General features: G+C 45.8%; 12 protein-coding genes and 1 pseudogene. 10 read left to right on the top strand and 3 right to left on the bottom strand.

Annotation, left to right across the window (positions count from 1 at the left end):
* Window positions 1–43: 43 nt before the first annotated feature.
* Window positions 44–955, top strand: a complete 912-nt coding sequence (locus BUC05_RS15575; RefSeq protein WP_073305317.1) for an SDR family oxidoreductase — start codon at window positions 44–46, stop codon at window positions 953–955.
* 202 nt (window positions 956–1157) lie between these two features.
* On the opposite strand, the gene glpK is transcribed toward BUC05_RS15575, so the two are convergent.
* Together glpK and BUC05_RS15565 are read right to left on the bottom strand one after the other, a co-directional pair.
* Window positions 1158–2654 (bottom strand): glycerol kinase GlpK, encoded by a 1497-nt coding sequence (gene glpK, locus BUC05_RS15570; RefSeq protein WP_035203129.1) that lies wholly within the window; start codon window positions 2652–2654, stop codon window positions 1158–1160.
* A gap of 18 nt (window positions 2655–2672) precedes the next feature.
* Complete coding sequence (locus BUC05_RS15565) at window positions 2673–3395, bottom strand: MIP/aquaporin family protein (protein WP_279626607.1); 723 nt, start codon at window positions 3393–3395, stop codon at window positions 2673–2675.
* Window positions 3396–3927: 532 nt separating this feature from the next.
* Between BUC05_RS15565 and BUC05_RS21770 the strand changes: the two are divergent.
* The 3 genes and pseudogenes from BUC05_RS21770 to BUC05_RS15555 form a co-directional block, all read left to right on the top strand.
* A pseudogene (locus BUC05_RS21770) lies at window positions 3928–4074 on the top strand (carbohydrate ABC transporter permease); the annotation flags it as partial.
* Between the two features lie 6 nt (window positions 4075–4080).
* Window positions 4081–5112 (top strand): LacI family DNA-binding transcriptional regulator, encoded by a 1032-nt coding sequence (locus tag BUC05_RS15560; RefSeq protein ID WP_011248221.1) that lies wholly within the window; start codon window positions 4081–4083, stop codon window positions 5110–5112.
* Window positions 5113–5224: 112 nt separating this feature from the next.
* A complete protein-coding gene (locus tag BUC05_RS15555; protein WP_035203128.1) occupies window positions 5225–7885 on the top strand; it encodes a glycosyl hydrolase in 2661 nt (886 codons plus the stop codon).
* A gap of 78 nt (window positions 7886–7963) precedes the next feature.
* On the opposite strand, the gene BUC05_RS15550 is transcribed toward BUC05_RS15555, so the two are convergent.
* Window positions 7964–8572, bottom strand: coding sequence for a cupin domain-containing protein (locus tag BUC05_RS15550; protein ID WP_244153320.1), 609 nt, complete (start codon window positions 8570–8572; stop codon window positions 7964–7966).
* A 337-nt stretch (window positions 8573–8909) separates the two neighbouring features.
* Between BUC05_RS15550 and BUC05_RS21550 the strand changes: the two genes are divergently transcribed.
* The 6 genes from BUC05_RS21550 to BUC05_RS15520 all read left to right on the top strand — a co-directional run bounded on the left by BUC05_RS21550 (window position 8910) and on the right by BUC05_RS15520 (window position 12959).
* Window positions 8910–9092: a hypothetical protein gene (locus tag BUC05_RS21550; protein ID WP_167369583.1), complete on the top strand. Its 183-nt coding sequence runs from the start codon at window positions 8910–8912 to the stop codon at window positions 9090–9092.
* Window positions 9093–9474: 382 nt separating this feature from the next.
* Window positions 9475–9771 (top strand): lmo0954 family membrane protein, encoded by a 297-nt coding sequence (locus tag BUC05_RS15540; RefSeq protein WP_011248217.1) that lies wholly within the window; start codon window positions 9475–9477, stop codon window positions 9769–9771.
* 28 nt (window positions 9772–9799) lie between these two features.
* Window positions 9800–10441 carry a hypothetical protein gene (locus BUC05_RS15535; RefSeq protein WP_073305313.1) on the top strand — a complete coding sequence of 214 codons (642 nt, stop codon included), beginning with the start codon at window positions 9800–9802 and terminating at the stop codon, window positions 10439–10441.
* Window positions 10442–10571: 130 nt separating this feature from the next.
* On the top strand, window positions 10572–11291 hold the full coding sequence (gene liaF, locus BUC05_RS15530; protein WP_011248215.1) for a cell wall-active antibiotics response protein LiaF: 720 nt from the start codon (window positions 10572–10574) through the stop codon (window positions 11289–11291).
* Window positions 11288–12352, top strand: a complete 1065-nt coding sequence (locus tag BUC05_RS15525; RefSeq protein ID WP_011248214.1) for a sensor histidine kinase — start codon at window positions 11288–11290, stop codon at window positions 12350–12352. Before liaF ends, BUC05_RS15525 begins: the two co-directional genes overlap by 4 nt.
* A complete protein-coding gene (locus tag BUC05_RS15520) occupies window positions 12330–12959 on the top strand; it encodes a response regulator (protein ID WP_011248213.1) in 630 nt (209 codons plus the stop codon). Before BUC05_RS15525 ends, BUC05_RS15520 begins: the two co-directional genes overlap by 23 nt.
* The last annotated feature ends 67 nt before the right edge of the window (window positions 12960–13026 follow it).

The raw sequence follows: 13026 nt of genomic DNA, 5'->3' as shown, positions 1-13026 counted from the left end.
TAGTGGATATAGTAAACATACATGAGGAAGGAGGAATATGCAAATGAATGCTTTAGCAAACAAAGTCGCACTCGTAGCTGGCGGTACGCGAGGGGCAGGGCGTGGGATTGCCGTTGAGCTTGGCGCAGCCGGTGCAATCGTTTATGTGACTGGCCGAACAACAAGGACAGAAACGTCGGAATACAACCGACCTGAGACGATTGAAGAGACAGCTGAACTAGTAACAAAAGCTGGCGGCAAAGGGATTGCTGTCCAAACCGATCATTTGGTGCCAGAGCAAGTGGAAGCGTTAGCGAATAAAATCAAGTCAGACCACGGCAAATTAGATATTCTTGTGAATGATATTTGGGGTGGGGAGTTACTGACGGAATGGCATGTTCCTATTTGGGAGCTGTCGCTTGAAAAAGGGTTTCGTCTGTTGCGACTAGCCATTGATACTCATTTAATCACAAACCATTATTTGCTGCCGTTGTTAATTAAACAAAAGGGCGGGCTTGTGGTCGAAGTAACAGACGGAACGAAAGCCTACAACGATACTCATTACCGCCTCTCGATGTTTTATGACTTGGCCAAAAGTTCCATTATCCGCATAGCCGAGGGTCTTGCTCACGAGCTTGCTCCGCACCATTGTACGGCTGTATCGCTCACTCCAGGATGGCTCCGATCAGAAATGATGCTTGAGGTGTTTGGTGTCACGGAAGAAACGTGGCGCGACGGCCTGAAAACAGATCCTCATTTCGCCATTTCAGAAACACCCCGTTTTATCGGCAGGGCGATCACGGCCCTCGCTGCCGATGGAGACAGGCACCGTTGGAATGGCAAGTCGCTTTCAAGTGGGGAATTAGCAAAAGTCTATCACTTTACCGATGTCGATGGCTCACAGCCAGATTGTTTTCGCTATTTGCTCGAAGTCCAAGAAGCTGGAAAGCCAGCAGATGTGAGCGGTTATCGTTAACTAGACGTTCAGCCACCTGAACAAGCGATATTAGAGAAGTTCAAAGGCTTGCTCGATAAAGGCATTGTGTTGCGACAGGTTTATTTTGAGAGCAAGGAAGGGATGAAACCGTTAGACGTGGAAGGCCGCCCAATTGGGTTGTATATTGGAAGCTAAAAAACAGCACATGCAGCGATTGCATGTGCTGGGTGTCTTTTTTAATTCACGGCTTGAATGCCATCGTTGCGTTAACGGCGTTTTTCCAGCCTTTGTATAACGCATCTCGCTCATCGGCGTTCATTTTTGGTTCAAATGAACGGTCCATATTCCATTTGCGGGCGATATCTTCTTTGCTTTTCCAGACCCCAACAGCGAGGCCAGCTAGATAGGCAGCACCAAGCGCCGTCGTCTCTGTAACGGAAGGAATTTCAACGGGTGCATCAAGGAGATCGCTTTGGAATTGCATTAAAAAGTCATTAGCAACAGCGCCTCCATCGGCACGAAGCTTTTTCGATTCCATGCCAGCGTCTTGTTCCATTGCTGCCATCACATCTTTTGTCTGATAAGCAAGTGATTCCAGCGTGGCACGGACAATATGAGCACGCTCTGTGCCACGGGTTAACCCAAACATGGCGCCTCTTGCTTCGCTGTCCCAATATGGGGTACCTAGGCCAACAAATGCAGGGACTAAGTAGACACCATCAGCGGACGTTACTCGTGTCGCTAACGCTTCACTTTGCGGGGCATTTTCAATAATTTTAAGGCCATCCCGTAACCATTGAATTGCCGAACCGGCAACAAATACACTGCCTTCAAGGGCGTACTCAACTTTTCCATCAATTCCCCATGCCAGTGTTGTCAAAAGCCCGTTTTTCGACTCAACCGCTTGTTCTCCTGTATTCATCAAAATAAAACAGCCAGTGCCGTAAGTGTTTTTAACCATTCCTTTTTCAAAACACGCTTGCCCGAATAAAGCCGCATGCTGGTCACCGGCGACGCCAGCAATTGGCACATTTTCCCCAAAGAAATGGTAGTCAACGGTTGTGGCGTATACTTCAGAAGAGGAGCGGACTTCAGGCAGCATTTGCTTTGGAACATCGAGCAGTTCGAGCAGTTCGTCGTCCCATTTCAACTCGTGGATATTGTACATAAGCGTCCGAGCTGCATTTGTATAATCGGTCACATGAGCTTTGCCGCCGCTTAGTTTCCAAATGAGCCATGAATCAATTGTGCCAAACAACAGGTCGCCTTTTTCAGCTTTTTCTCTTGCGCCATCTACATGGTCAAGAATCCATTTTACTTTTGTGCCAGAGAAATAAGGATCAAGCAATAAGCCCGTTTTTTTACGGAATGTCTCGTTCAACCCTTTTTCCCGCAAATCAGCGCAAATCTTTTCAGTTTGCCGTGATTGCCAAACCAAAGCATTGTATATCGGTTTTCCTGTGTGTTTATCCCATACGACTGTTGTTTCCCGTTGGTTTGTAATGCCAATTCCAGCCACATCTTTTGGCTCAACATCGGACTCGGAAAAGACTTCAGCGATGACGGCAAGAACGGATGTCCAAATTTCATTGGCATTATGCTCTACCCAGCCTGGATTTGGGAAGTATTGCGTGAATTCCCGTTGCGCCGTTTTTTTGATTTCTCCTTGGCTGTCAAATAAAATCGCGCGTGAACTAGTTGTTCCTTGATCGATGGATAAAATGTATGGGTTTTTCATCAATATCGTCTCCTTTGTTTAGAAAATAAGGGTATAAAGAACAGCGCCAACAATACCGCCAACAAATGGTCCGAGAATGGGTACCCATGCATAAGCCCAATCGGATGGCCCTTTTTTGTTAATTGGCAATAAAGCGTGGGCAAGGCGTGGCCCTAGGTCACGTGCTGGGTTAATGGCATAGCCAGTCGTGCCCCCGAGAGAAAGGCCAATCGCAATGATGAGCAAGCCAACGACAATAGGATTCAATCCTTCGCTGAATGTGTTGGCGCCAATAGCCAATAACCCGAATACCAATACAGCAGTGCCAATTAATTCGCTTAAGAAATTGGCTGGGAGGTGGCGAATCGCGGGACCAGTTGCAAATACGCCCAGTTTAACTCCTGCATCTTCCGTTGCCTTCCAGTGTGGATAATAATGAAGAAAGACAATAACGGCACCAAGAAAGGCTCCGGCTAACTGTCCGATTATATAGCCAGGTACTTGCGCCCAAGGAAACTGTCCGATGGCAGCAAATCCAAGCGTGACAGCAGGGTTCAAATGGGCGTCACTCACAGTGCCGGCCACATAAACGCCAAGCGCTACTGCAAAGCCCCAGCCTACCGAAATCGCAATCCAGCCTGCCCCTTCTCCTTTTGATTGTTTTAGCGTCACACCGGCGACAACGCCAGCACCAAAAATGATAAGAACCATAGTGCCGATAAGCTCTGCCATGATTTCTGCCATTTTTCGTACCTCCTTCATAGTGTCAAGCCGAAAGCCAAATTGGAAGAAACGAAACTGCATTTGCATAAAAAAGGGCAACCTTAATCACAGGGTCGCGCAGGACGCTGTTATAAGGCTGCCTCTCATTTGCTCATCAGCTCTCACTTTAACTTGTCCCCGCATTATATCCTGTTTTAACAAATTTGTAAACGGATACATCGACAATTGGGAAAATCTACACAATGACTCTTTAAAATCGTATTCGCTCTTGCAAAGGGTAGAACTATTTTTAGCTTTGGAATGCCTTTTTATTAGCCTATGGATGAGCGATGAAAGGTGAAAAAAGCCGTGTGGGAAAGGACGGAAAGAACGGATATAAGGTAGGGCTAGTGTCCTCGTCTGTACGTCTATTGAACAAGCGAGCCTGTGTAATGTTTAGACACCGTCGCCAATCTCAATGGTCATCTGTACTGCCTAATAGGAGGAAAAACGGCTAGGCGATAATGAATAGGAATTATACATTGACAAATGGAAAAGGAAGCGTTTACACTATTACCGAAACCGGTTTCGTTTGCGTTCTCTTAATGATTCGTACGTGAATGATTATGGTATGATAATGTCAGGCACGCTTTGGGCAACAGCTCCGCTCATTGCGATCTTTTTGCTATTCAACCGTTTCTTTATTAATAGCCTGACGCAAGGCGCAGTGAAAGGATAGAGTCGTTTGAAAGAGAACCATGCAATTACGATTAAAGACATTGCTAAAAAAGCCGGTGTTTCCCAAGCGACCATTTCAAAAATCCTAAATGATTACCCTGATGTGAGTCAGAAAACAAAAGAACGGGTTTTTCGAATTATGGAAGAAGCAGGATACCGGCCTTCCCACTCTGCGCGCACATTGGCGCAAAAAACGTCAAAGCTCATTGGCGTTGTTTATGCAGGGCGGATAAATGCAGATTTTGACCACCCATTTTTTATTGAAGTGCTCAACGCGTTTAAACGGACGATTGGCATGCACGGGTACGACTTGTTGTTTTTTTCCGATGAAACATTCCAAAAGGAAGAAAATTTCTATGCCAGATGCCTTTATTATAAAGTGGATGGCTGCATTATTATTGCTGGGGAAGATGTCCAGCAATCGATTGAGGATTTAACAAAAAGTGAAATTCCCTGTATCGGCGTGGACATTCAATTAGATGGGCCAAAGTCAGGCTACGTGATGACCGATAACAAAAAAATTTCCCAATCGGTTGTCGACTATTTCTATTTGCAAGGCCACCGTGATATCGCTTACATTGGAGGGGCAAACGAATCGGCTGTTTCGAATATTCGGCTAAAAGGGTTTCGCGAAAGCATTCATGAATACGGGCTGACGCTCCGCCCAGAATGGGTAATTGAAGGGGATTTCTTTGAACAAAGTGGGTATGAGGCAGGTTTGTCCTTGTTTAAGGGAAACGCTCAGAAACCGACAGCTGTTTTTTCTTCCTCTGATTTGATGGCATTTGGCTTTATGAGGGCTATGCAAGAACTAGGAGTATCGATACCAGGCGATGTCTCGCTTGTTGGCTGTGACGACCAGCTAGCTGCAAGATACGTGCAGCCGCCACTTACAACGGTCCGCCAAAATAAAGAGAAAATAGGGAGACTCGCTGCATTGATGTTGCTTGATTTTATTGCCGGCAGGGCAAGTACAGCCCGGATTTTAGTCGAACCTGAGTTAATTGGTCGTGAAACAACCGCTTCTCTTTTGCTGTAACGTAACATTCGTTTCATTTGTCGCTAGAATCGCGATCGAAAAAGAGTAGTGGTTTGTTTTTTTGGTCGATAACGAAACCGATTTCGTTTGCAATAATTCTAGGAGGCGTCATATGAAGAAACAATGGTCCGCAGTGGTATTGGGCATGTTGCTCATGGCTCCGATCGAGCAAATATCTGCTCAATCTGTCGTCGAGGAAGTGGGAAAAGGAAGCTATTCACTCGAATATCCACCGATTGATTTCGATTCAATTGCTGATCCAGGCTACGCTGAGCAACAACAAGAACCTCCTGAGCACATTTACCGTACGGAAAACGTGAACGGGCCAATGCCAACGAACCGTTGGTGGAGCTCTCTTGCAGTTGATCGGTTTTCAAACAACCACTATCCTCATCCGTTTAGCGTCAAGCATCAAGAAAATGGTTTAAATGTGTTTTATGATGCACCTCATAATGTCGTTGTCCATGAAAATGCCGAGGCTGGCACGTGGCATATTACAGGCGCGATCTCAACGGACTTTACCATTGGCCATTCGGCTACCGCTTCGTTTGATGATGCCAAAGTCGATGTCTTTAGCGATTGGTACGTGAGTGGGTTGTTGCAAGACGGCGATGCCATGCTTCGCCTCACTTATGGCGTCGGTTCCCCATATATATTTGCCGAGTATGAAGGGGGGCATGCGGAGATCGATTTCCCAATTGAGCCGCAGATTTGGGCCAATCAAGGCAATGTCATTGGTTTTTCCACCCATGACAATAAGCATTATGCTGTCTATGCGCCAGATGGATTTGACTGGCAACTTCAAGGAAATAAATGGGGAAATGACGCGTCGTTTATCTCTGTGGCGAAACTGCCGGAAGCAACCGATGAGCTCCTCCACACATTTGAAGAATATGCCTTTTCCGTTGTACGTGACTCAAGGGCAGAATATAGCGTTGACCATGATACTGGGGAAGTCCGCACTGTTTATTCAGTAGAAACCGAAGCAAAGGTCGCAGGAGCGAAAGAAGGCACCATTTTTGCTTTATACCCCCATCAATACCACCATTTAGCAGCAACTTCAGAAGGACAATTGTTGGAGCAAACGATTTTTACGATTCGTGGGGATATGAAACTGCTCCCAGGCAACGAATTTGAAACAACACTTCAATATACAGGCGTATTGCCGAGCCTGCCAAATGTCGGGACCGATACCGATCGCTTGCACGGATATTTGCAAGAAGCACAAGCCGATTACCCAACAGGCCAAGATACGTATGAACTTGGCAAGTATTTAGGGAAGCTAGCTAACCTTGCGCCAATTGCCGACCAAGTAGGTGACGAAGCCCTTGGCGATTCTTTTCGAGATGAACTGCGAGTGCAGCTGGAAGATTGGCTTGTGGCCACAGACGAGGATGGACGGCTAAAGAGCGAAAATCTTTTCTACTATAACGAAAATTGGGGAACGTTGCTTGGGTATCATGCCGCCCATGGATCAGCGGTACGGATCAATGACCACCATTTCCATTACGGCTATTTTGTGAAAGCAGCTGCTGAAATTGCCCGGGTCGATCCAGAATGGGCAAACGATGAAGAGTGGGGCGCCATGATCGATTTGTTGATCCGTGACTTTGCTGCGGGGCGCGATGATGACATGTTTCCATACTTGCGCATGTTTGACCCTTACTCTGGGCACTCCTGGGCAGACGGCCTAGCCACGTTTGACTCAGGCAATAACCAAGAATCATCTTCTGAAGCCATGCATGCTTGGACCAATTTAATTTTATGGGCTGAGGCAACAAATGATTCGGAATTGCTTGACCGCGCTATTTACTTGTATACAACGGAAATGAGCGCTATTAATGAATACTTCTTTGATGTCTATGACGAAATCCATCCGGAAGCATACAAACCTGAAATTGTGACGATCAACTGGGGTGGCAAGATGGACCATGCGACATGGTGGCATTCTGGCATGGTCGAAAAATACGCGATCAATTGGCTCCCCCTGCATGGCGGCGCCTTATACTTAGGCCATCATCCTGATTACGTCGAGCGTGCCTATCAAGAATTGTATACGCGCAATGGCTCAACGGATTGGAACTTGTGGGCGAATATGGTGTGGGCGTATCGTGCTTTAACCAATCCAAGCGATGCCGTCTCGCAAATGAACGCCAAAATCGATGATTATGGCGAGTTTAATCCAGGGGATGAACGAATTATCGAAAGAGGCAGCACGAAAGCACAGACGTACCAATGGGTTACTAGCTTGCATGCCCTTGGCCAGGTCGACCCTACCGTACAAGCCGATACGCCAACATATGCTGTCTTTACCAAAAATGGCGAGCGTATATATGTCGCCTACAACTATCGTGATGTACCAACAACAGTGACGTTTACTGACGGCCACACCGCCCAAGTCGAGGCAAATAGCTTTTACACGAACGCCACCGATGTGGGGCCTCCGATTGAACAGCCAAACCCTGGCCCTAATCCAGAACCTAACGAGCCTGGGAACGGAGACCAACATGAGCATGACCATTATTCTGTTACAGTTGCACAAGATCATAACCAGACGGTCATTGCTTTTTCACCAACGGCACCAGCTCGTTACGTTGACTTTCATTATCGTTTAAATGGCGGCGACCAGCAAAATGTCCGCATGAATGAAGGAAACGGACAATGGCACTATTCCATTCAAGGTGTAAGCGGAGGAGATGAACTAACGTACCGGTTTACGTATGAACGAGAAGGGCCTCAATACGAGACAGAGTGGTACACATTTAGGCCATAGCGTGTAAATGCCAAGCTAGCCTGTTAACCGGAGCGACCAAACGGCGGTTAACAGGCTTTTTTTGTAAAACAAACGTGATTAGTATCGGTATGTTTGCGGTTGAGGGTGTTCTGTATAGTAATGCTTGTATGAGGCGGTTCCTTTCGGATGCTGCCCTTTCTCGTTGCACCATGTCGGCGGCCCTAGAATGACCGATTCCTGAATCGGTGCCACTACGTTTTCATAGGCGTTGCCATTGACGCAATAAGCAAGCTCCATCATGCTGCCCGGCGTAAAGCGAAGGAAGTCAGAACCGTAGACGATATCAGGTGTCGGTTTATCAAAAATCGTCAGTAAATGAGTTCCATCTGTTAAAGCGACAATCCAATGAAACCACCCTTTTGGCAAGACGACCGCTTGCCCAGGAACAAGCTCGTATGTAAGCAGCTTTTGGGAGAATGGATTAAAAACAGATGCCTGTACTTTGCCGCAAATGACAAATACAAGCTCTGAGGCGTTCGTATGCCAATGTGGCGTGATCACAATGCCTGCGCTCATATGGACATTAAAAAATCCCGTGGGGATGGCGGGAAGTTGGGCAGCAAACAACTGAGTAATATAGTTTTGCGGATCTCGTTGGTAATTAAGTGTTCTTGTGGAGTCGCCTGCTAAATTCAATGAAGGTGACTGCAACACGGACGTATTCATGTACACTCCTCCCTTTTTTGTCATTGTATGCATAGAGGGAAAAGGTTAGCACACTTAGAGTTTGTTCCCACCGTGATCCTAGCTAAGTTAAACGCTTATTTCATTCACTCAAGAAAAGGCTTCTTGGCAAATGCCAAGAAGCCCTAAAGATTGCTTACGTTTCGACAGCAGTGATGTCATCGCAACAAATGGTTACGATTCTTGATTTTTTGTGGCAGTCACAATTTGCTAAGAACACTAAGTTTTTGCGGACATCAACAAACTCGCCACGGACGCAGCCTCCGCCTTTTAGAAAGACAACGACAAATTGGCCACGGGCAATGTGTTTAAAGAAAGAATGGCAATCGCATTTGTCCCTGTGATGTCGATCGTGTCGATCGTGTCGATCATGCTTATCGCACTTATCGCACTTATCGTGTCTGTCGTGCCTGTCACACTTATCGCACTTGTCGTGTCTGTCGTCCCTATCGTGCTTTTTGTGTTTCTTGTGTTTATGGGAAAAATCTTCAAAGTTGCTTGAGTAGCTGTAAAAGCTCATGTTTTATTCCCCCTTTCTGTTCTATGCTAGTACTATATGTACGATTCCGTTTTTTGCATAGGCAAGGCAAGCAGTACATTCGCACGTTTTGCCATAAACAAACAAATGCTGATAGATAGAAGTCTAATGGGGTTTTTGCCGAATGGCTCGATTCTTATCTAGTATGTGTTCATTTGCTTTCACACTGTGTGATTCCATACAGTGTTTTTTTCTGTCTCGTAAATGGGTGTCCTTAAAAAGTTGATTCGTGTCTCAGCCTCTAGTCGCAGACGAAGTTCAATCTGCCGCTCGTTTTGCCAAACGGCGCAACTGTCTACAATAAATGTATGGACGACAGAACTTACACCAAAGGAGGTGAACGACATTGACAAAACGTGGATGGATGGTCGTTGCAGCCATTGTGCTTGCAATCATAGTGCTATCATCGCTAGGGGCGATCATTGGCCTAGGCGCAGGCGCAGTATTGGCATACTTTGGTTGGCGCCAAGCTGCCCTAAACAACCAAACAATTATGAAAGTGCTCTGGTGGGTGATTTTGCTTATTGGCGTATGCCTTGCGGTTGGCAGCTTGCCAGGAATCATCGGTGTCGGTGCTCTTTATTTGCTAGTCAAGCTTTATGAGAAATGGAAAGAAATGAAGGAATATGATTTCGAGGTTTAATATAGAAAACAAAGGAGAGTTAAACGACATGTCTTTTTTAAAACAGCTAAAAGAACAAGTGCAAGCTGACATTGAACATGTGCTTGATCGTAACGACAAGCCTTTTCAAACAGATGATGGCAAGTATGAAGCTGAATCAAAAAAACTCGACAAGCAGTTGAAATTATGGAAACAATCGATTGAAAAGCAGCGTAAACTAGAACGTTACTTTTACCAAGAGTGGCAAGACGCCAAAAAGATGGCCAGCAAACGGGCGGAGCAATTAGAAATCGCTGAAAATGCCGGGGTGGCAGAATTAATCGCTCAAGCACAAAGTGAATTGGCAGCTTATCAAGAACTTGCAAGTGAATACAGTGATTCCTACGAAGAGCAAAAAGAAAGAGTGAAAAAATTAGAAGCACGAGGCCGGGAGTTGGAATTTCTCCGCAAAAAAATCCGCCGCATGCAGCTTGATTTTATTGCTCGCACGGAAGAAGCCAAGCTTGAAAAAAATGTGGCAAAATGGACGTATTATGCAGAGGAGAACGGCGATCTTGATGGGTATGAAGAAGACGAGAACGAGCAAACTGAAGAGAGTGAAGCGGCAGCACTGAAGAAACAACCTAGTTTTGATGCGCAAATTGAGGAATTAAAGCAGCAATTAGATAAAAAAAGCGATGTTGCACCGTAAAGCCTTATAGTATAATAGAGGTTGTCAACCAACGAAAGACGCGAACGAATGTCTACCGTCTTATAGCGTCATAAAACGAGCCCGCCTATATTTAGCAGGCGGGCCATTTTTTAGAAGGGAGAGCAAAGAAATGAAAAAGAATCGAACGGACATTATTGCTTATATATTCTTTGCCTTGCTGGTTGCTGCCCTTCTAGAATTGGTATTAAGTGTTGGACCACTCATTATGCTAATCATTGCAGCAGGCTTTATTTATTATGGGCAAAAGCGAATGAGCCGCAGAAAAGGGCGTTTTGCTTTTTATATCGGGATCATCATGTTTGTGTTCACGTTGTTCTCCTCTACGTTTTTTATCATTACACTATACGGCTTGCTCTTTTATTCACTTTATTTGTTTTGGGGAAAAATGCGTAAACCGCGACGGGTGAATGTCAACATTGGCGATCAACCAACGGGTGAAGCTGTGCGGCAAAAAAAAGCGCTGTTTTTTAAAAACTTGATCTTTGGCGATCAGCGTGCTGAAGATCAAGTTTTTAGCAGTGATAATATTAATATTCTTTCGGGCATTGGTACTACGAATGTCCATTTTGAAAATACCGTGTTGCCAGTAGGAGACACGATTGTGATCGTTCGCGGGTTTATCGGCCGTATTCAGCTGTATGTCCCTTATGATGCAGGCGTATCTGTTGAGCATTCCGCTATCTTCGGGCAAACGGTTGTATTTGACCACGAAGAAACGGGCTTTAACCAAAATGTCGTCATTAAAAATAGTCAATATGATGAGGCGCCGCGGAAGCTGCGGATCTACACATCCCTTGTCGCAGGAGATATTGAGGTGATTTACCGATGAAATCAATGCAAAAGGTAGGCGTCCTTACATTCTGCATCTTGGCTGTTTGTGCTGGGTTTATTAGCTGGTACTTTGTTACAATCGGGCTATTTCATTGGGAGTCATTTGTAAAAATTGATCCTATTTTTTACAATGTTCCCCCTGTATTGTGGCTTGTTGCTATTTTTACGTTGATTGCGATCCTTGTTTACGTTGTTGCTATGCTCATTTGGAAGCGGGGAATGAATGATATTCGCGGGGCATTGCAACAATTAAGTGATGGCCATATGGAAAAAGGGCGAGAACAAGCTGGTCAGATGTCTGCCGATTTTAAAGAGGCGAGCAGTTTGATTATTGACATGGAACGACGGATGAGCAAGCAGGCAGATCGCTCACAAAAATTGATGGAACAATGGGCTGAAAAAGAAAGCCAGTTAAAAAGCGAAATCGTATCACAAGAACGAAATAGGATCGCCCGTGAACTCCATGATTCGGTCTCGCAACAATTGTATGCGGCATCGATGCTCTTATCGGCGGCTGTAAATGGGAAAAATCAAGATATAGAAGCACTGCAAAAACGGTGCGAGCAAATTGAAAAAGTGGTGAATGACGCCCAAAATGACATGCGCGCTTTGCTATTGCAACTACGGCCTATCCAATTGGAAGACCAATCCTTTAAAGAAGGCGTCGAACAGCTCGTAGACAGCCTTGCCGAAAAGCATCCGCTATCATTTTCTGTACGGATTGCCGACGCTCCCCTTTCACCAGGCATTGAGGATCAGCTCTTCCGTATTTCCCAAGAAGCGATTGCCAACGCCTTGCGGCATGCTGAGGCAAAAGAAATTAGCTTGTACTACGACAAGTTTGACCAATTTGCGCTTTTAAAGATTACAGACGATGGGGTAGGCTTTGACCGCAAAGAACACACAGGTGGCTATGGCCTAAACAGCATTGAAGAACGAGCGGAAGAAATTGGCGCGACAACGCGGATTGTTAGCGTTCCAGGCCAGGGCACAAGCGTCGAGGTCAAGGTGCCGATCGTAAAAGGAGGAGAAGAGGATGATCCAAGTGCTAATCGTTGATGACCATGAAACGGTGAGGATGGGGGTTTCGGCGTTCTTGTCGACCCAGGAAGACCTCCATGTCGCTGGAGAGGCGGCCAATGGCGAGGAAGGCGTTAAGTTGGCGCTTCAGTTAAAGCCAGATGTCATTTTAATGGATCTCGTTATGGATGGAATGGACGGGATCGAAGCCACCAAACAGATCAAAGCAAACTGGCCTCAGGCAAAAATCGTCGTAGTGACAAGTTTTGTGGACAGTGACAAGCTCCGTCCTGTACTGGAGGCAGGTGCTACGAGCTACGTGTTAAAAACGTCTAGTGCGATGCAAATTGCCGAAGCGATCCGAAAAACATACAATGGCGAGTCGGTGCTTGATGCCAAAGTACAAGGGCAAATGATCTCAGCTTTTACCGCCAATGTCCCGTTACACCAAGCCCTGACAAAACGGGAATTGGAAATTTTAAAGCTCATGTCGGAAGGGAAGACCAACCAACAAATTAGTGAAGAGCTTTACATAACGATTAAAACGGTAAAAACCCATGTTAGCCATATATTGGCCAAGTTAGAAGTGGAAGATAGGACGCAAGCTGTGATCTATGCGCTAAAAGAAAAATTGTTCGGCTCATAAAGCCTTGTCTACTGATGACCAAGGCTGAGCGAACCGTTCTTTTTTACTAGACTTCGGTGTGTGTTCT

The organism is Shouchella rhizosphaerae (assembly GCF_900142675.1).
Classification (GTDB): Bacteria; Bacillota; Bacilli; order Bacillales; family Bacillaceae_D; genus Shouchella; species Shouchella rhizosphaerae.
This window is presented reverse-complemented; position numbering and strand designations above follow the sequence as displayed.